General features: G+C 48.9%; 15 protein-coding genes. 11 read left to right on the top strand and 4 right to left on the bottom strand.

The window, feature by feature from the left end; genetic code table 11:
* Positions 1 to 10: 10 nt before the first annotated feature.
* From thrA to thrC, 3 genes are read left to right on the top strand one after another with little or no spacing between them, the layout of a single operon-like run.
* The gene (thrA, locus tag HV311_RS21465; RefSeq protein WP_101700356.1) at positions 11 to 2473 is read left to right on the top strand and encodes a bifunctional aspartate kinase/homoserine dehydrogenase I; all 2463 of its coding nucleotides are present in this window, start codon (positions 11 to 13) and stop codon (positions 2471 to 2473) included.
* Position 2474: 1 nt separating this feature from the next.
* A complete protein-coding gene (gene thrB / locus HV311_RS21460; protein ID WP_016155645.1) occupies positions 2475 to 3404 on the top strand; it encodes a homoserine kinase in 930 nt (309 codons plus the stop codon).
* Between the two features lie 3 nt (positions 3405 to 3407).
* Positions 3408 to 4694, top strand: coding sequence for a threonine synthase (thrC, locus tag HV311_RS21455; RefSeq protein ID WP_019078326.1), 1287 nt, complete (start codon positions 3408 to 3410; stop codon positions 4692 to 4694).
* A gap of 84 nt (positions 4695 to 4778) precedes the next feature.
* Here thrC and yaaA read toward each other — a convergent pair whose 3' ends face one another.
* The gene (gene yaaA, locus HV311_RS21450; protein WP_191220443.1) at positions 4779 to 5552 is read right to left on the bottom strand and encodes a peroxide stress protein YaaA; all 774 of its coding nucleotides are present in this window, start codon (positions 5550 to 5552) and stop codon (positions 4779 to 4781) included.
* A gap of 77 nt (positions 5553 to 5629) precedes the next feature.
* Positions 5630 to 7060: an alanine/glycine:cation symporter family protein gene (locus HV311_RS21445; RefSeq protein WP_103928888.1), complete on the bottom strand. Its 1431-nt coding sequence runs from the start codon at positions 7058 to 7060 to the stop codon at positions 5630 to 5632.
* A gap of 274 nt (positions 7061 to 7334) precedes the next feature.
* On the opposite strand from HV311_RS21445, the gene tal reads away from it, so the two are divergent.
* From tal to HV311_RS21430, 3 genes are all read left to right on the top strand, one after another.
* Entirely contained in the window at positions 7335 to 8288 is a 954-nt protein-coding gene (gene tal / locus HV311_RS21440) for a transaldolase (RefSeq protein WP_016151631.1), read from the top strand.
* A gap of 110 nt (positions 8289 to 8398) precedes the next feature.
* On the top strand, positions 8399 to 8986 hold the full coding sequence (gene mog, locus HV311_RS21435) for a molybdopterin adenylyltransferase (protein ID WP_131380590.1): 588 nt from the start codon (positions 8399 to 8401) through the stop codon (positions 8984 to 8986).
* Positions 8987 to 9110: 124 nt separating this feature from the next.
* Positions 9111 to 10418 (top strand): MFS transporter, encoded by a 1308-nt coding sequence (locus HV311_RS21430; protein WP_191220442.1) that lies wholly within the window; start codon positions 9111 to 9113, stop codon positions 10416 to 10418.
* A 35-nt stretch (positions 10419 to 10453) separates the two neighbouring features.
* Here HV311_RS21430 and satP read toward each other — a convergent pair whose 3' ends face one another.
* Complete coding sequence (satP, locus tag HV311_RS21425; protein ID WP_003018969.1) at positions 10454 to 11020, bottom strand: acetate uptake transporter; 567 nt, start codon at positions 11018 to 11020, stop codon at positions 10454 to 10456.
* Between the two features lie 611 nt (positions 11021 to 11631).
* On the opposite strand from satP, the gene dnaK reads away from it, so the two are divergent.
* The 5 genes from dnaK (at position 11632) to HV311_RS21400 (ending at position 18846) form a co-directional block, all read left to right on the top strand.
* Positions 11632 to 13554 (top strand): molecular chaperone DnaK, encoded by a 1923-nt coding sequence (gene dnaK / locus HV311_RS21420; protein ID WP_016151634.1) that lies wholly within the window; start codon positions 11632 to 11634, stop codon positions 13552 to 13554.
* Between the two features lie 85 nt (positions 13555 to 13639).
* Positions 13640 to 14773, top strand: coding sequence for a molecular chaperone DnaJ (dnaJ, locus tag HV311_RS21415; RefSeq protein ID WP_008786151.1), 1134 nt, complete (start codon positions 13640 to 13642; stop codon positions 14771 to 14773).
* Positions 14774 to 14963: 190 nt separating this feature from the next.
* Complete coding sequence (locus HV311_RS21410; protein ID WP_181598605.1) at positions 14964 to 15917, top strand: LysR family transcriptional regulator; 954 nt, start codon at positions 14964 to 14966, stop codon at positions 15915 to 15917.
* Positions 15908 to 16231, top strand: coding sequence for a phage holin family protein (locus HV311_RS21405; protein WP_046275510.1), 324 nt, complete (start codon positions 15908 to 15910; stop codon positions 16229 to 16231). Before HV311_RS21410 ends, HV311_RS21405 begins: the two co-directional genes overlap by 10 nt.
* Before the next feature lie 902 nt (positions 16232 to 17133).
* Complete coding sequence (locus HV311_RS21400) at positions 17134 to 18846, top strand: aryl-sulfate sulfotransferase (protein WP_191220441.1); 1713 nt, start codon at positions 17134 to 17136, stop codon at positions 18844 to 18846.
* A 64-nt stretch (positions 18847 to 18910) separates the two neighbouring features.
* Here the strand turns inward: HV311_RS21400 and HV311_RS21395 are convergent, their stop codons facing one another.
* Positions 18911 to 20482, bottom strand: a complete 1572-nt coding sequence (locus HV311_RS21395; protein ID WP_103928890.1) for a bifunctional metallophosphatase/5'-nucleotidase — start codon at positions 20480 to 20482, stop codon at positions 18911 to 18913.
* Positions 20483 to 20517: the final 35 nt, after the last annotated feature.

Below are 20517 nucleotides of genomic sequence, written 5' to 3'. Positions count from 1 at the left end.
GAGGTAAACCATGCGAGTGTTGAAGTTCGGCGGTACATCAGTGGCAAATGCAGAGCGCTTTCTGCGGGTTGCCGATATTCTGGAAAGCAATGCCAGACAGGGGCAGGTCGCGACCGTTCTCTCTGCCCCCGCAAAAATTACCAACCATCTGGTGGCGATGATTGAGAAGACCATCGGTGGTCAGGATGCTTTAGCCAATATCAGCGACGCCGAACGCATTTTCTCTGAGCTGTTGGTGGGTCTTGCCGCCGCGCAACCGGGTTTCCCGCAGGCTCCGCTCAAAGCCTTTGTTGAACAAGAGTTTGCACAGATTAAGCACGTCCTGCACGGTATCAGCCTGCTGGGTCAGTGCCCGGACAGCATCAATGCCGCGCTTATTTGCCGTGGTGAAAAAATGTCGATCGCCATCATGGCTGGCCTGCTGGAAGCGCGCGGGCACAACGTGACGGTCATCGACCCGGTAGAGAAATTGCTGGCGGTAGGCCATTACCTCGAATCTACCGTTGATATCGCCGAATCTACGCGCCGCATTGCCGCCAGCCGTATTCCTGCGGACCATATGATTCTGATGGCAGGATTTACCGCCGGGAATGAGAAAGGTGAGTTAGTGGTGCTGGGGCGTAATGGCTCTGACTACTCTGCCGCCGTACTGGCCGCCTGTTTGCGCGCCGATTGTTGTGAGATCTGGACCGATGTCGATGGCGTATATACCTGCGATCCGCGCCAGGTACCCGACGCCCGACTGCTGAAGTCGATGTCTTATCAGGAAGCGATGGAGCTTTCTTACTTCGGCGCTAAAGTGCTGCACCCGCGCACCATTACCCCTATTGCCCAGTTCCAGATCCCGTGCCTGATTAAAAATACCGGCAATCCACAAGCGCCCGGCACGCTTATCGGTGCCAGCAGTGATGATGACGATTTGCCGGTAAAAGGGATTTCTAACCTCAATAACATGGCGATGTTTAGCGTCTCCGGCCCTGGGATGAAAGGCATGGTGGGGATGGCAGCGCGAGTTTTTGCCGTGATGTCGCGCGCAGGCATCTCGGTGGTGCTGATCACCCAATCCTCTTCTGAATACAGCATCAGCTTCTGCGTCCCGCAGGGCGACTGCGCGCGTGCGCAACGCGCCATGCAGGATGAATTCTATCTCGAACTGAAAGAAGGCTTGCTGGAGCCGCTGGCGGTAACTGAGCGTCTGGCGATCATCTCGGTCGTTGGCGATGGTATGCGCACGTTGCGTGGCATCTCGGCGAAATTTTTTGCCGCGCTGGCTCGCGCGAACATTAATATCGTGGCAATCGCCCAGGGCTCGTCTGAGCGTTCCATTTCGGTAGTGGTGAATAACGACGACGCGACCACTGGCGTGCGTGTGACCCATCAGATGCTGTTCAACACCGATCAGGTGATTGAAGTATTTGTCATTGGTGTTGGCGGCGTGGGCGGTGCGCTGCTGGAGCAGCTTAAACGTCAGCAAACCTGGCTTAAAAAGAAGCATATCGATCTGCGCGTGTGCGGTGTGGCGAACTCGAAGGCCCTGCTGACCAACGTCCATGGTCTGAATCTGGAAAACTGGCAGTCGGAGTTGGAAAGCGCGAAAGAGCCTTTCAACCTAGGGCGCTTAATTCGTCTGGTGAAAGAATATCATCTGCTCAATCCGGTGATTGTCGACTGTACGTCAAGTCAGGCGGTCGCGGATCAGTATGCGGATTTCCTGCGCGAAGGCTTCCATGTGGTTACGCCGAATAAAAAGGCCAACACGTCGTCGATGGATTACTACCATCAGCTGCGTTTTGCTGCGGCGAAGTCTCGTCGTAAATTCCTGTACGACACCAACGTAGGCGCGGGCTTGCCGGTAATTGAGAACTTGCAAAATCTGCTCAGCGCGGGCGATGAACTGCAACGTTTCTCCGGCATTCTTTCTGGTTCGCTGTCGTTTATTTTCGGCAAGCTGGATGAAGGCATGAGCTTCTCTGAGGCCACCACCATGGCGCGTGAACTGGGCTATACCGAACCCGATCCGCGTGACGATCTATCCGGTACGGACGTGGCGCGTAAGCTGTTGATCCTGGCCCGTGAAACCGGTCGTGAGCTGGAGCTTTCTGACATTGTTATTGAGCCGGTCCTGCCAAAAGAGTTTGATGATTCCGGTGATGTTCCCGCGTTTATGGCGAAATTGCCGCAGCTGGATGACGCCTTTGCCGCGCGTGTGGCGAAAGCCCGTGATGAGGGGAAAGTATTACGCTATGTTGGCAATATTGAAGAGGATGGCGTCTGTCGCGTGAAAATAGAGGCAGTAGACGGCAACGATCCGCTGTTCAAAGTGAAAAACGGTGAAAACGCGTTGGCGTTTTACAGCCACTATTATCAGCCGCTACCGTTGGTTCTGCGCGGATACGGCGCGGGTAACGACGTGACGGCGGCGGGCGTATTTGCCGACCTGCTACGCACCCTTTCATGGAAGTTAGGAGTCTGACATGGTGAGAGTTTATGCCCCGGCTTCCAGCGCCAATATGAGCGTCGGGTTCGATGTGCTCGGAGCAGCGGTAACTCCGGTGGACGGTTCGCTGTTAGGCGATGTGGTATCCGTTGAGGCGGCTGACCATTTCAGCCTTAACAACCTTGGTCGCTTTGCCAATAAGCTGCCGCCTGAGCCGCGAGAAAATATTGTCTACCAGTGCTGGGAGCGATTCTGTCAGGAGCTGGGTAAAAGCGTTCCGGTGGCGATGACGCTGGAAAAAAATATGCCGATTGGCTCCGGGTTAGGCTCCAGCGCTTGTTCCGTTGTAGCGGCGCTGGTCGCCATGAACGAGCATTGCGGTAAACCGCTCAACGATACGCGCCTGTTGGCGATAATGGGTGAGCTGGAAGGGCGTATCTCCGGCAGTATTCATTACGATAACGTCGCCCCGTGCTTTTTGGGCGGCATGCAGTTAATGATCGAAGAAAACGGCATTATCAGCCAGCAGGTGCCAGGCTTTGATGAGTGGCTGTGGGTCCTCGCGTATCCGGGGATTAAAGTGTCGACGGCAGAAGCGCGGGCGATTTTACCTGCGCAGTATCGCCGTCAGGACTGTATCGCCCACGGGCGGCATCTGGCTGGGTTTATCCATGCCTGCTATTCCCGTCAGCCAGGGCTTGCCGCGAAGCTGATGAAAGATGTCATTGCTGAGCCATACCGTACCCGCCTGCTGCCAGGCTTTAGCCAGGCGCGTCAGGCGGTAGCGGAAATCGGGGCGCTGGCCAGCGGCATCTCCGGTTCGGGGCCGACGCTGTTCGCTTTGTGCGACAAGCCGGATACGGCGCAGCGTGTAGCAGACTGGCTGGGTAAAAATTATCTGCAAAATCAGGAAGGCTTTGTTCATATTTGCCGGTTGGACACGGCGGGCGCACGGGTACTGGGATAATCAATGAAACTGTATAATCTGAAAGATCATAACGAACAGGTCAGCTTTGCACAGGCCGTCACGCAAGGGCTTGGCAAGAATCAGGGATTGTTTTTTCCGCACGATTTGCCGGAATTCAATCTGTCAGAAGTCGATGAGATGTTGAACCAGGATTTCGTTAGCCGCAGCGCGAAGATCCTTTCCGCATTTATCGGTGATGAAATCCCACAGGAGATTCTGGAACAGCGCGTGCGTGCGGCGTTTGCCTTCCCGGCACCGGTTGCTCAGGTTGCCGCGGATATCGGCTGTCTGGAGCTGTTCCACGGCCCAACGCTTGCATTTAAAGACTTTGGCGGGCGCTTTATGGCGCAGATGCTGACGCATATCAGCGGCGACAAACCGGTCACCATTCTGACGGCGACCTCTGGAGACACTGGTGCGGCAGTCGCACATGCCTTTTATGGTCTGAAAAATGTGCGCGTGGTGATCCTTTATCCGAACGGCAAGATTAGCCCATTACAGGAAAAACTGTTCTGTACACTGGGTGGCAATATTGAAACCGTGGCGATTGATGGCGATTTTGATGCCTGTCAGGCGCTGGTGAAACAGGCGTTTGATGACGAAGAGTTGAAGGTGGCTTTGGGGCTGAATTCGGCTAACTCAATCAACATTAGCCGTCTGCTGGCGCAAATCTGTTACTACTTTGAGGCCGTGGCTCAACTGCCGCAAGAGGCGCGTAATCAACTGGTTATTTCCGTTCCCAGCGGCAACTTTGGCGATCTGACTGCCGGGCTGCTGGCAAAATCACTGGGCTTGCCGGTGAAGCGTTTTATCGCGGCGACCAACGTCAACGATACGGTTCCACGCTTTCTTGCACAAGGTGAGTGGGCGCCGAAAGCGACTCAGGCGACGTTGTCGAATGCGATGGATGTCAGCCAGCCAAATAACTGGCCGCGGGTGGAAGAACTTTTCCGCCGTAAAATCTGGCGTCTGAATGAGCTGGGTTATGCCGCTGTTGACGATGCCACTACTCAGGACACGATGCGTGAGCTGCATGAGATGGGGTACACCTCAGAACCGCATGCGGCGGTGGCTTACCGTGCGCTGCGTGACCAACTGAATCCTGGCGAGTACGGCCTGTTCCTCGGTACTGCGCATCCGGCCAAGTTTAAAGAAAGCGTTGAAGAGATTCTTGACCTGACGCTGGCTCTGCCAAAAGCGCTGGCGGAACGCGCGGACCTGCCGCTGCTTTCTCATCACCTGCCTGCTGATTTTGCTGAACTGCGCAAGCTGATGATGACCCGCGGTTAACGGTTGTGCCCGCTGGCGCTTTGCTTAGCGGGCCTACAAAACCTGTCGGCCGGATCGGGCGTTCGCCGCCATCCGGCCTTTTTACTACTGCTCCTGGCGTTTAAACACCAGTTCGCCATTTCCTGACGCTTCTTCATCAAAGAAATAGCCTTCGCTGTTAAAGGCGGTCAGCTGTTCTGGCTGCGTTAAGCGGTTCTCAATAATGTAGCGACTCATCAGGCCGCGCGCTTTTTTGGCATAGAAGCTGATGACTTTGAACTTGCCGTTCTTCTCGTCGAGGAAGACCGGTTTGATAAGCTCCGCATTGAGCTTTTTCGGCTTCACGGATTTAAAATACTCATCCGAGGCGAGGTTAATCACCACGCTGTCGCCTTGCGCTTCCAGCGCTTCGTTAAGTTTATCGGTGATGGTATCTCCCCAGAACTGGTAGAGATCTTTACCTTTCGCATTGGCCAGACGAATACCCATCTCCAGACGGTAAGGCTGCATCAAATCCAGCGGACGCAAAACGCCGTACAGCCCGGACAACATCCGTAAGTGTTGCTGAGCGAAGTCGAAATCCGCTTCGCAGAAGGTTTCAGCCTGCAGTCCGGTATACACGTCGCCTTTAAATGCCAGAATGGCCTGGCGCGCGTTTTCCGGCGTGAAGTCAGGCTGCCAGTCATGGAAACGCGTGGCGTTCAGATCCGCCAGCTTGTCGCTAATTCCCATCAGCTTGCCAATTTGCGGAGCAGAGAGTTGGCGCGCCACGTGAATAAGCTGCTGAGAGTGATCTAGCAGTTCGGGCAATGTATGACGTGTCGTTGCCAGCGGACTTTGGTAGTCGAGCGTTTTTGCAGGTGAAATCAGAATCAGCATATCCAGTCCTTGCAGGAAATTTACTGCGACTTTAGCAAAAAAAACGACAGAATTGATCGATGGTTGCGATTGCCGCGCTATCCGCGCGGCGTCTCATCCCAGCTTTCGGGTGCAAGTTGTTGTCTGATATCAGGATAACGGCGCGGATCGAATTCTGGGCGCACCCCGAGTTTGCGTTGGCGTAGATAGTCGCAGGCGATCGTCTGCACAACCGGTGAAAGCAGCAGAATCGCCGTCAGGTTAGTGATGGCCATACACGCCATAATGATGTCCGCCAACTGCCAGACCAGCGGAACGCTGACTAACGTTCCGCCGATAACGGTGCTTACGGTGGCGATCCGTAATAGCCAGATGACGCGGATATTGTCCAGCTTCAGGAAAACGAGGTTGTTTTCCGCATAGATGTAGTTGGCCACGATAGAGCTAAAGGCAAACAGAATCACAATTAACGCCACGAATCCGGCACCCCATTCTCCCGTCACTGAAACCATCGCTTTCTGAAGTAACTGGATGCCTTCCATCGGTACATAGCTGGCGTCATTACCCGCCAACAGAACAATCATCGCGCTGGCCGTACAGAGGATCAGCGTATCAACTAATACTCCGATCATTTGCACAATGCCTTGTGCCGCAGGATGCGGAGGCCAGGATGCTGCTGACGCGGCCGCGTTCGGAGTTGATCCCATTCCGGCCTCATTAGAAAACATACCGCGTTGAAAGCCGCTGGCAATGGCCTGGCTTAGTGTATACCCGGCGGCACCGGCTGCGGCTTCCTGCCAGCCAAAGGCACTTTTTATAATGGTCATGATAATGCCGGGGAGCTGTCCGAAATGCCACAGACAGATGACGATGCTGCAACCGACCCACAACAGCGCCATCATCGGAACGAACCATTGCATCAGGCGGGCAACGCCTTTAATGCCGCCAATGATTGCCAATAATGACACTATTGCCAGTGCGATACCGGTAAAGAGGGGAGGGATATCAAAAGCAAAGGTCAGCGCATGAGAGACCGAATTTGCCTGAACGCTGTTAAAAATCAGACCATAAGCAATGAGTAAAAAGATGGCAAAAAGAACGCCCATCCAGCGCATGCCCAGCCCACGCTCCATATACCACGCAGGACCGCCGCGAAACTGTCCCTTGCTGTCGCGCTCTTTATACAGTTGGGCAAGAGAGCTCTCGGCAAATGACGTCGCCATACCAATGATCGCCGAGACCCACATCCAGAACACGGCTCCCGCGCCGCCAGCGGCAATCGCCAACGCCACGCCCGCCAGATTTCCGCTACCGATACGTGCGGCAAGACTGGTGCATAAAGCCTGAAAGGAAGTTAAACCGCCCGGCTGCGGGCTGATGCTGTTTTTAAGACTTTTGCCAAACTGGCGAATATAGCGAAACTGAATAAACCCTGTACGCCAGGTGAACCAACATCCTGCGCCAAGCAGGAGGTAGATCATCACCGATCCCCAGAGTATTTCATTAATAAATGAGAAAAAATCAGGCATTAACATCCCTCTTGTTGATGCCGGTAAGCGCGAATATTCCCATGTAAGCGCTACCAATAATCGACCAGTATATACCTTATAAGGTGATTGATTACGGGAGTTTATCATAACAATCGTTATATCCCTTAATTGCGCATCACAGGCTTGGCGATGCGTAATCAGGGCTGAGCGGCTGGTCGGACAATCCAGGCGGTTGCGCTGAGAGTGCGTCGTGCTATCATCAGGGAAGATCGGTTACATCCCCCTAACAAGCTGTTTAAAGAGAATCGCTATCATGACGGACAAATTGACCTCCCTTCGTCAGTTCACCACAGTAGTGGCCGACACCGGAGACATCGCGGCAATGAAGCTGTATCAGCCTCAGGATGCCACAACTAACCCTTCTCTCATTCTTAACGCAGCGCAGATCCCGGAATACCGCAAGCTGATTGATGACGCTGTAGCCTGGGCTAAGCAGCAGAGCAACGACCGTGCGCAGCAGGTCGTCGACGCGACCGACAAGCTGGCAGTAAATATCGGTCTGGAGATCCTGAAACTGGTCCCAGGTCGTATCTCCACTGAAGTTGACGCTCGTCTGTCCTACGACACCGACGCGTCCATCGCTAAAGCAAAACGCCTGATCAAAATGTACAACGATGCTGGCATCAGCAACGATCGCATCCTGATTAAACTGGCTTCAACCTGGCAGGGCATCCGTGCCGCTGAGCAGCTGGAAAAAGAAGGCATCAACTGTAACCTGACTCTGCTGTTCTCCTTCGCGCAGGCGCGTGCATGTGCAGAAGCTGGCGTATATCTGATTTCTCCGTTCGTTGGCCGTATTCTTGACTGGTACAAAGCCAATACCGACAAGAAAGAGTATGCACCGGCAGAAGATCCGGGTGTGGTTTCCGTAACGGAAATCTACGAGTACTACAAACAGCACGGTTACGAAACCGTAGTTATGGGTGCGAGCTTCCGTAACATCGGCGAAATCATTGAGCTGGCAGGCTGCGATCGTCTGACGATTGCTCCGGCACTGCTGAAAGAACTGGCGGAAAGCGAAGGTGCTATCGAACGTAAACTGTCTTTCTCCGGCGAAGTGAAAGCGCGCCCTGCACGCATCACCGAAGCTGAGTTCCTGTGGCAGCACAACCAGGATCCGATGGCTGTAGACAAACTGGCGGACGGTATCCGTAAGTTTGCTGTAGACCAGGGTAAACTGGAAAAAATGATCGGCGATCTGCTGTAATCGTTAGTGCGTGGCCCTGATATGGGTCACGCTACCTCTTCTGAAACCTGTCTGTCCTTCCCTTCGCAGTGTATCATTCTGTTTAACGAGACTGTTTAAACGGAATAATCATGAATACTTTACGCATTGGCCTGGTTTCCATTTCTGACCGTGCTTCCAGCGGCGTTTACCAGGATAAAGGTATCCCGGCCCTTGAAGAGTGGCTGGCGTCTGCCCTTACCACCCCTTTTGAGCTGCAAACGCGGTTGATCCCGGATGAACAGGCGATCATCGAACAGACCTTATGCGAGCTGGTAGACGAAATGAGTTGTCATCTGGTGCTGACTACCGGCGGAACGGGTCCGGCCCGTCGTGACGTAACGCCTGATGCGACGCTTGCCGTAGCCGACCGTCAGATGCCAGGCTTTGGTGAGCAGATGCGCCAGATAAGCCTGCACTTTGTGCCAACGGCGATTCTTTCCCGTCAGGTTGGCGTGATTCGCAAGCAGGCGTTGATCCTGAATCTGCCAGGTCAGCCAAAATCGATCAAAGAGACGCTGGAAGGCGTGAAAGATGCCGACGGTAAGGTTATCGTGCCGGGTATTTTTGCAAGTGTACCGTATTGTATACAGCTATTGGATGGGCCGTATGTGGAAACCGCACCGACTGTTGTAGCATCTTTTCGTCCTAAAAGCGCAATACGCGATACAAATGCCTGAAAGTAGCCCGATCGTGACATAAGTGCCAATGACAGTGGAGTATTGAATTGTTTACGATATAGTAATTTTTGCTTTACATATATCAACGAACAGATTCAATTACTTCACTGACTCATGGTTTGCTATGTCACAACACACTCGACCGCTGAATCGCCAGGATTATAAAACCCTTACGCTTGCTGCCCTTGGTGGTGCGCTTGAGTTTTATGATTTCATTATCTTTGTCTTCTTTGCCGCTGTTGTTGGCGAGCTTTTCTTCCCCGCAGACATCCCTGAATGGCTACGTCAGGTGCAAACCTTCGGCATTTTTGCCGCCGGCTATCTGGCGCGTCCGCTGGGGGGCATCATCATGGCGCACTTTGGCGATCTGGTCGGGCGCAAGAAAATGTTCACCCTGAGCATTTTGCTGATGGCGATACCGACGCTGGCGATTGGCCTCTTGCCTACTTACGCCTCAATGGGGATCCTCGCGCCGCTGCTGTTACTGCTGATGCGTATTTTGCAAGGCGCTGCCATCGGCGGAGAAGTTCCGGGCGCGTGGGTGTTTGTGGCGGAGCATGTACCGGAGCGTCGCATCGGCATTGCCTGCGGAACGCTGACTGCCGGCCTGACGGTGGGAATTCTGCTGGGGTCGGTGGTTGCGACGCTGGTGAACACCAGCCTGACGCAGCAGGCGGTGCATGATTACGGCTGGCGTATTCCTTTCCTGCTGGGGGGCGTGTTTGGGCTGGTGGCGATGTACCTGCGTCGCTGGCTGCAGGAGACACCCATATTTCTCGAAATGCAGCAGCGTAAAGCGTTGGCGCAAGAGCTACCGGTGAAGTCAGTGGTGAGCAAACATAAAAAAGCGGTAGTTATTTCAATGCTGCTGACCTGGCTGCTATCGGCTGGGATTGTGGTGGTGATCCTGATGTCACCAGTCTGGTTGCAGAAGCAGTATGGCTTTGCGCCGGCGCTAACGTTACAAGCCAACAGTATCGCTACCATTATGCTGTGCGTCGGTTGCCTGCTGGCTGGGTTTATTGTCGATCGGGTCGGCGCCAGCAAAACCTTTATTGTCGGCAGCCTGATGCTGGCCTGTTCAAGCTGGTTTTTCTATCACCTGACCGGCAGCCATCCCCAGCATTTGTTCCTGTTATACGGGCTGGTGGGGTTATGCGTTGGCGTGGTGGGGGCTGTGCCTTATGTGATGGTGCGGGCGTTTCCGGCGGAAGTCCGCTTTACCGGAATATCCTTTTCTTACAACGTGTCGTACGCCATTTTTGGTGGTCTGACGCCAATCGCCGTCACGATGTTAATGAGCGTGTCGCCAATGGCTCCGGCCTGGTATGTGCTGGCGTTATCGCTGGTAGGGCTAGGTTTGGGGATTTGGCTGCGACAGGATCTTTATCATCGCGATTCGAGCGTACAGGCAGAGTTACAGCGCTTGTAAGGAATATCCCCCCGTCAGGGGGGGATAGCATCAGATTAGTGCGCTTCACCAATCGGCAGGATGGTACGGCCAAACTGTTCGTTCAGCACTTCACCCATCGCCAGGTAAATGGCGCTTGCGCCACACACTAAGCCTACCCAGCCAGCAACGTGAATGATCGCTTCGTTACCCGCAATGTTGCCAACGGCCAGCAGGGCGAACAGCACAGTCAGGCTCAGGAACACGAACTGCAGCATGCGCGCCGCTTTCAGCGTACCGAAGAACATGAACAGAGTGAACACGCCCCACAGACCGAGGTAAGCGCCCAGGAACTGACCATTGGTTGCATCCGCCAGGCCCATTTTCGGCATCAGCAGGATCGCAACCAGCGTCAGCCAGAACGAACCGTAGGAGGTAAAGGCGGTTAAACCGAAGGTGTTGCCTTTTTTATATTCCAGCAGTCCGGCAAAAATTTGCGCGATACCGCCGTAGAAAATGCCCATCGCCAGAATAATAACGTCCAGAGCGAAGAAACCCGCGTTGTGCAGGTTAAGCAGAATGGTGGTCATGCCAAAGCCCATCAGGCCCAGCGGTGCCGGATTAGCCAACTTAGTGTTGCCCATAATTCCTCAAAATCATCATTGATTGAATGGTGAAATAGTTTCCCCGAATAACGATCGCTGTCTTCGGGGCGCGGCATGATAATCAGGGGAGAAGGCTCTGTCTATGATCTAACGAAGGGAAAATGAATTATTTTCCCTGTGATGGGCATCACGTTTGCCAGTTACGGCGGTGCTGCTCAGCAGAAGGCCCATAAGCAGGCTGGTGGAAAGAGTTAACACAGATTTCATGGAGTTTCTCTTTGACGGCTGCAACAGTGTGTGACTTCAGACCAGATTACCGTCGTCATAAAAACGATTCATGCTCGTAATCTTTTCTTTTTATTGCAATTTTTATGTGAATAACTTTCCTGATTTAATTGGTTGTATGAATTAATTCTGGTTGGCGACTATTCATTTTTCTCTCTTTTTGCCTTTTTTCTGCGAATTTAATGCCACAAGGCTAAAAAAATTTTTCATGCCCCCCTTGATGACGTGGGTTACGACCCCATCTTGTAGACAACCGCAGTGGTGAGTCTGAAAAAAAACGATTCAGGGTAGTTGAAACCGCACGTTTCGCCCTTATTACAGATTCACAACCACATGATGACCGAATTTTTAGTGGAGACGTTTAGATGGGTAAAATTATTGGTATCGACCTGGGTACTACCAACTCTTGTGTAGCGATTATGGATGGCACTACTGCACGTGTGCTGGAGAACGCCGAGGGCGATCGCACCACGCCTTCTATCATTGCTTATACCCAGGATGGTGAAACTCTGGTTGGTCAGCCGGCTAAACGTCAGGCAGTGACAAACCCGCAAAACACCCTGTTTGCGATTAAACGCCTGATTGGCCGCCGCTTCCAGGACGAAGAAGTGCAGCGTGATGAAGCCATCATGCCGTACAAAATCATCGGTGCTGACAACGGTGATGCATGGATTGATGTAAAAGGTCAGAAAATGGCACCGCCGCAGATTTCTGCTGAAGTGCTGAAAAAAATGAAGAAAACGGCTGAAGATTACCTGGGTGAACCGGTAACTGAAGCAGTTATCACCGTACCTGCATATTTTAACGATGCTCAGCGTCAGGCAACCAAAGACGCCGGCCGTATCGCAGGTCTGGAAGTAAAACGTATCATCAACGAACCAACCGCAGCTGCACTGGCTTACGGTCTGGATAAAGAAGTCGGCAACCGTACTATCGCGGTTTATGACCTGGGTGGTGGTACTTTCGATATCTCTATTATCGAAATCGACGAAGTTGACGGTGAAAAAACCTTCGAAGTTCTGGCAACCAACGGTGATACCCACCTGGGTGGTGAAGACTTCGATAGCCGTATGATCAACTACCTGGTTGACGAATTTAAGAAAGATCAGGGTATCGACCTGCGTAACGACCCGCTGGCGATGCAGCGTCTGAAAGAAGCCGCTGAGAAAGCGAAGATCGAACTGTCTTCCGCTCAGCAGACCGACGTGAACCTGCCGTACATCACTGCAGACGCGACTGGTCCGAAACACATGAACATCAAGGTGACCCGTGCGAAACTGGAAAGCCTGGTTGAAGACCTGGTTAACCGTTCTATCGAGCCGCTGAAAGTTGCTCTGCAGGATGCTGGTCTGTCTGTTTCCGACGTTCAGGACGTTATCCTGGTCGGTGGTCAGACTCGTATGCCGATGGTACAGAAGAAAGTTGCTGAGTTCTTCGGTAAAGAGCCGCGTAAAGACGTTAACCCGGACGAAGCTGTGGCAATCGGTGCTGCCGTTCAGGGTGGTGTATTGACCGGTGATGTGAAAGACGTGCTGCTGCTGGACGTTACCCCGCTGTCTCTGGGTATCGAAACCATGGGTGGCGTGATGACTGCACTGATCGCGAAAAACACCACTATCCCGACCAAGCACAGCCAGGTGTTCTCTACTGCTGAAGACAACCAGTCTGCGGTAACCATCCACGTGCTGCAGGGTGAACGTAAACGTGCCGCTGATAACAAAGATCTGGGTCAATTTAACCTGGATGGCATCAGCCCGGCTCCGCGCGGTATGCCGCAGATCGAAGTTACTTTTGACATCGATGCCGACGGTATCCTGCACGTTTCCGCGAAAGACAAAAATAGCGGTAAAGAGCAGAAGATCACCATCAAGGCTTCTTCTGGTCTGAACGAAGAAGAAATTCAGAAAATGGTTCGTGAAGCAGAAGCGAACGCAGAATCTGACCGTAAGTTTGAAGAGCTGGTTCAGACCCGTAACCAGGGTGACCATCTGCTGCACAGCACTCGCAAGCAGGTTGAAGAAGCAGGCGACAAACTGCCGGCTGATGACAAAACTGCCATCGAGTCTGCACTGACTGCGCTGGAAACTTCTCTGAAAGGCGAAGACAAAGCGGATATCGAAGCGAAAATGCAGGCGCTGGCACAGGTTTCCCAGAAACTGATGGAAATCGCTCAGCAGCAGCACGCACAGCAGCAGGCTGGCGCAGCAGGTGCTGATGCTTCTGCAAACAACGCGAAAGATGACGACGTTGTCGACGCTGAGTTTGAAGAAGTGAAAGACAAAAAATAATCGCCCTTTGAACGGGTAATTACTGGCACGGGCGAAGAGGTTTCCTCTCCGCCCGTGCACGCATGTTAGGGGCAGATAAAAAGAGATGGCTAAGCAAGACTATTACGAGATTTTAGGCGTTTCCAAATCAGCGGAAGAGCGTGAAATCAAAAAGGCCTACAAGCGCCTGGCCATGAAATATCACCCGGACCGCAACCAGGGTGATAAAGAGGCCGAAGCCAAGTTTAAAGAGATCAAAGAAGCTTACGAGATCCTCACCGATGCGCAAAAACGTGCGGCTTATGATCAGTACGGCCATGCAGCGTTTGAGCAAGGCGGTATGGGCGGCGGCGGCGGTTTTGGCGGCGGGGCCGACTTCAGCGATATCTTTGGTGACGTGTTTGGCGATATCTTTGGCGGCGGTCGCGGTCGTCAGCGCGCCTCACGTGGTGCTGATTTACGTTACAACATGGATCTCACTCTGGAAGAAGCCGTGCGTGGCGTCACCAAAGAGATCCGTATTCCGACGCTGGAAGAGTGTGATGTTTGCCACGGCAGCGGTGCGAAGGCGGGCACGCAACCCCAGACCTGTCCAACCTGTCACGGTTCTGGTCAGGTGCAGATGCGTCAGGGCTTTTTTGCCGTACAGCAGACCTGTCCACACTGTCAGGGCCGCGGTACGTTGATTAAAGACCCGTGCAACAAATGCCATGGTCATGGTCGCGTTGAGAAGAGCAAAACGCTGTCCGTTAAGATCCCGGCAGGGGTTGATACTGGCGACCGTATTCGTTTAGCGGGTGAAGGTGAAGCCGGTGAACATGGCGCGCCAGCAGGCGATTTGTACGTTCAGGTGCAGGTAAAACAGCACCCAATTTTCGAACGTGAAGGCAATAACCTGTACTGCGAAGTGCCGATTAACTTTGCGATGGCAGCGCTGGGCGGCGAGATTGAAGTGCCGACGCTGGATGGTCGCGTGAAGTTAAAAATCCCGGGCGAAACGCAGACCGGCAAACTGTTCCGCATGCGTGGTAAAGGCGTTAAGTCAGTACGCGGCGGCGCACAGGGCGATCTGCTGTGCCGTGTGGTGGTTGAAACCCCGGTAGGCCTCAACGACAAGCAGAAGCAGTTGCTGAAAGATCTGCAGGACAGCTTTGGCGGCCCGACCGGCGAGCAAAACAGTCCGCGCTCTAAAAGCTTCTTCGACGGTGTGAAGAAATTTTTTGACGATTTGACGCGCTAATTTACAGCTGTCTTATTAATTAAAAGGCCTTGGATTGAAGAATCCTGGGCTTTTTATTTTTGTATCGAATACAAAAATAATTAGTTAGATATCAAGAATAAATCTTCAGGAAAAATGATGAGAAATGATTTTTTAAAATAAAGATTTTCTTCTATTTTTTGCTCAGTTAATAGAAGAAAAGGTGAGTGAAATGCTTGTGCGCGAAAATGATTTTGACTTCAATTTAATTAAGATATTTAATGCCGTTGTGGAATCCGGAAACGCTTCTCGAGCTTCCGAGAGATTATCCATAACACCAGCTGCTGTTTCTCAGGCGTTAAGTCGATTACAGAATATTTATTCATTTAAGCTCTTTGAACGAACCCGAAAAGGGTTGACGCCTACGAAAAAAGGATTGGAACTCCATAAGGCCTATAGCCATGTTGTGAATGTAATCAACGCTACATATTCACTTTCAAAGAATAACTACGATCCTCCAGCAATAACTTTATTAGGGAGTGATATTGTAGAGAATTATTATCTCCATCATTTTATTAGGAATGATGAATTAATTGAAAAGTATGAAATAAATCATTATGCAGTAAATAAAAATAGCGAAGATACTTTGGCTGAAATGTTACTTTCTGGAGTGGGTGATATTTTAATTAATCTTTCACCACCAAAAAACTTTGATATTGAAGTCCATCTTATTGACGTTTTTAGGCAATATGTTTGTATTTGTGGCAACGACAATCCACTATCAATCTTAGAGCAAATCTCACTACACCATTTTTATACTTTTTCACATGCGGTATATCAATCTGATATGTTCTCTCCGGAAGTAATGGTTTATACCAATAGCGTTGATCATAGAACAGAACGTAAAATAGGTTATCGCAGCGATTCTATGTTAGGGGTAGTCAATATAGTAGAAACAACAAATATGATCTGCATTGTACCTCTTGAGTTGGCTTCATTTTTTAAATATACCAGAGGGTATAATATTAAAATATTATCACTGCCTGATGAATTATTTTTTAAAACAATCCCTGTTTATGCTTCTTTATATAAAAAAAGCAAATATTATGTTGTGCTTAGAGAGTGGATAGTGATACTGCAATCTAAATATTCATCTATAAATGATCGGGATAATTTATGTCAGTGATAATAAGTTCAGAACCTGCCTTAAAGTATATTATAGAGCTAGAGACTATTCTTGCGATTATTATCGTGAGTGCTTGGGGGGGAGTCGTTAGCTATCTCATGAGAGAAGCCCGGGGACGAAAGAAAAAAAATATAGCAGGATGTTTAAAACAAGTCATTATTTCATGTTTTACAGGTTTTTTACTCTCTGGCATTGCTCTTGATAAAGGTGCTGGTATAAATATGATACTCATATTGTCAGGGCTGGGAGGGGTTTTTGCTGGGCCCGTACTGAAAATGTTGAAAGATAAACTGGCACAGGTTTTTGCTAAGTGAACTGTATTGCCCGTCCATGGGCATTACCATACTTAAAGTAAGTAAAATCTTAGTGTGATATATAGAATTATTGTAATAAATAAAATCATTGCATAATAATACAGAAACGGTTTCTGCAGGAAATGATGTTTGCTATTTAAGCATTTTATTTCTATGTTTTCATTAATCTGTACTCCTTGACGTGGAATTGTAATGAACAAATTGTCAATGCCAAAAATTCTCAGGTCTTTTCTGACCAGATAGAGTAGTTGAGTCAGATTAGCATCACTTATAAATGTACTCCTGTCCTCCCATAATGCTTCCGCAATATGATTTTTCCTTATCACCAGTTCTTGCGCATGAGTTAGGATGAAATTTAAACATTTAGAACGCATATGAGTAAGTTTTATAGTTCGCTTCCCATCTTTACTTTTTAATTCATGGCTGGCGTTATCATACATACAACTATTTTTAATAATGTAAATGGTCATTTATATACCATGGTTAGTTTAATGTGTTCAGAAATATTAAATACAAATTTTCTGTTATTCAATACATATGCATACCTGTTGCATGTAAAAACGATACGTGTCACATAAGTTATGATATTTTTAGTTTGTATTAATTTTAAATTAAATAGGAGTTATTTATTTAATTGGCCATTAGGGGGGTAGGGAGGCATTATTGAGTTTTTTGACATAGGCTGAATGGCAATTTATAGACTTTTATTTGGGGATATATGGCATAGCATATTAATAGATGGTTTTATAGTCACATAAATTTTTTGTTTCTTCATAAAGATGTTTTTTTAGATTATTTTATTACTAGTTATTTGTACGAATACTACGGTTCTGTTTATCTTACCAGCTATCGGGATTATATAGCCGATTGGAAATGAAAACTTTTTGTGAAAGGATAGAGATATGCAAATTAATAAATTACAAATTAGTCAACCAGAACCTCGTATGCCAGTTAACCAGAAAATTGATGTTGATAACGCAACGGTGCTTTCGCATAATGCAATCTATCAAACACTCCTCTCTGCAGTGGTGGAAACTAATGATTATGATAATGCCATAGTTACGTTAGATCCTTATAGTACGGCACCTTTAAGCCTATATCTGGGTATTTGGGGGAAATTGAATGAAGATATCAAAATTAATGTGCAGGATAGCAAGGGGATAACGGTAGCTGTATCCTGGACCTACAGCATTCAGACCGGTGCAAACCTGATTCCAGTTTCGGGTCTGGTTGCCGGGGAGGATAATGTCGTTACCTTAATCTCAGGTGCGCAGATTGTTGGGCAATACACGGTAACCCCATCAGCATTGCCGCCATCGGATTCTGCTGATATCAGTCTTGGCTTCCCTGTCATCACTGTGACAAAGTCAGTTGACGATTCCTCATTAGTTGCAGATGGCCTTTATTTTTCAACATATTTTGATCGCTATAATCTTGCCTTTGATCAAAATGGCATCGTTCGTTGGTATGTCTCTCAGGCAATTCCTTCTTATAACTTTGTCCGAACAGACAGCGGGCATTTCCTGGCTACGTCACAAGGAATTAATCACTGCCTGGATATGTACGAATTTGACGTAATGGGCAGAGTATATGCAGTCTATCTCCTTGATAATGAGTTTCATCACTCTATTCTGCCATTAGAGAACAATCTGGCTATTGCCCCCTCGGAATATACTAATGGACGTCCAGATGATTACTCAACAGGTAAAGATGGTGTTTCCATTATCGATCTCACTTCAGGGCTTGAGGTTGCTTATTATGACATGTTAAAAGTGATGGACTATTCTCGTTCGCCACGTCCATCAGGAAGTGCACCGGGTCAATCGGCTACGATGGATGACTGGCTGCATATCAACCAGAGCTATATTAATACAACCAATAATGTGCTGGTTTCATCAGGGCGTCACCAAAGTGCCATCTTCGGTGTTGATGTCGACTCGGGCCAACTGCGTTTTATTATGGCCGATCATGAAGACTGGGCCTCCGACTTTGAGGAATACTTGCTGACACCAGTCGATGAGTCAGGTAATCCGCTGTTTGATTTTTCTACTCAAGATGGAATTGATTTAGCGAACAGTAATTTCTGGACATGGGGGCAGCATAATATCGTAGAGATTCCAAATGCTGAGATCGGTATTCTGGAGTTTATAGTTTTTGACAATGGAAATTATCGTTCTCGAGACGATGCCAGGAGCTTGTTGCCAAAGGATAACTTTAGCCGGGTAGTTCAGTTTAGAATTGATCTAAACACGATGACGGTAACACGCTCGTATGAATATGGTAAAGATGAGGTTGGTAGCAGGGGCTACAGCAGCTTCGTAAGTGCCAAGCATTTATTGAGCAATGGTAATCTGGTCATCCATTTTGGTGCAAGCACCATGGATGAAAATGGTCGTCCTCTATCTGCCCAACCGGGATACAGTGATATTGTGGATCCGCAAGATGGAAGTCAGGCGCTGGGGATGTTGGTATTACAAGAGATCAATAAGCAGACGAAACAGCTTCTTTTTGAGGCGACGGTAACGTCAGGTTATTATAAAAATGCTGAAGTAAATGGTGATGATTATCGTTATGATATTTCTGCTTTCAGAGTTTATAAACTGCCATTATTTTGATAAGTAAAAATGAATGCGGCCATGATTGTGGCCGCATTATGTATTAAATGATCTTACTAAAAAATCATTTGCTAATATCGTCAACACGCATTGTGTGATCAGGAACAATGTTCTTCACATGCTCCATGTAATCGATTATTGCCTGAGCGGTTTGTAATCCCTTAATGTATTTAACATTTTTACTATTGGTGAAACTAAATCCACCACCGCCTTTCCCGATAAAAGAATCCAGAGCAATAGTATAAAATTGACTGTCTTCTACCGGTTTTCCTTTAATATTAAACGAAACAATACGCTGCCCCAACGGTTTTGTGCTGTCGTATTTAAACTGTACTGTTTTTGACGCGTGTAGCGTCCCATTTTTCAAATCTGCGGCATGAGACATAATTGACCTGAGATCTTTACCGCTGATCTCCACACTCATTACATCATTAGTGAATGGATACATGCTCAATACATCACCATATGTAATGTTGCCTTTGGGTAATTCGGAACGAATACCGCCAGCATTATAGAATGAGGCATCGGCGTAAGGTACCTTATACATCAAAGCATCAGTAATTAAATTACCTGTAGTAGCAGATTCACCATAAGAACGGGTCAAAATTTCAGGTGAGTAGGCGACGACTCTGTCGGTAATTTTCTTAACTTTATTGTTCCACTCATCGATTTTTGCCTGTGTTTGCGGATCAGGCTTATAGGTATCTGCGTACATCGTGATTAGCTTACCATTGTAGCTATCCACTTTTTTGGTTTCAGGGTTCCAGTCGAGGACTAACTTGCCTAACTCAATCGTGTAGGCATTAGTTGAAACCACCAACGTATCGCCGACTTTAATGGGTTCTGGAGTACCTTTATGGGCATGGCCGGTGATCAGTACGTTCAACCCGTAGCCTTCAAGCGTTTTAGCCATTTCAACGTCAGCTTTCAGCGCACGGGCAACGTCTTCATCACCACCGCTGGATTGACGACCCGGTACACCTTCATGCGCGAGCAGTACTGTCAGGTCAACTTTCCCTTTCAATTCTTCCAGTTGTTTCTTCACATACGGTACGGGATCCTGGCAGTCAACACCTTCACGGACGCCTGCGGCAATTGCTTCATAAAATGCCGAAACGCCGTGCATCCCAATAACACCAATTTTCAAACCATTTTTTTCGACGATGGTATAAGGTGTTTTAATTAATGGTTTATCACTATTGCTGTAAAACACGTTGTTGAGCAGTACCGGAAATTTAAGTTTACTCAGTTGTGTGACTAGATTTTCATGTCCATGGTCAAACTCATGATTTCCTACCGAAACGGCATCATAGGGCATGGTATTCAAAATATCGATAATGGCTTCACCTTTGGTTAAGGTGCTGATATAAGGGCCAGTAAAATAGTCACCTGCATCAAAGAAAAAAACATCTTTATCTTTTTCTTTGGCATCCTTAACTATTTTAGAGATAGGAGCAAATCCTCCTACCTCACGTGTCTTCGACACAGAAGGAATAATCCCTGGTGTAACGTGAGCATGCAAATCATTTGTGTAGTAAATGGTAATGTCTCTGGCATCTGCAGTAAAGGTTATAGCAGATGATAAACCAATACATAAAGACAAGAGGGACAGCGAGAATTTATTCTTCACATTCATATTCATATTCCATTTATTCGATATATTGACAATTA

This window comes from Citrobacter sp. RHBSTW-00881, assembly GCF_013728515.1.
GTDB classification, from domain to species: domain Bacteria; phylum Pseudomonadota; class Gammaproteobacteria; order Enterobacterales; family Enterobacteriaceae; genus Citrobacter; species Citrobacter braakii.
The sequence above is the reverse complement of the archived record's forward strand: the minus strand, read 5'-3'. Positions and strand labels throughout refer to the sequence as shown.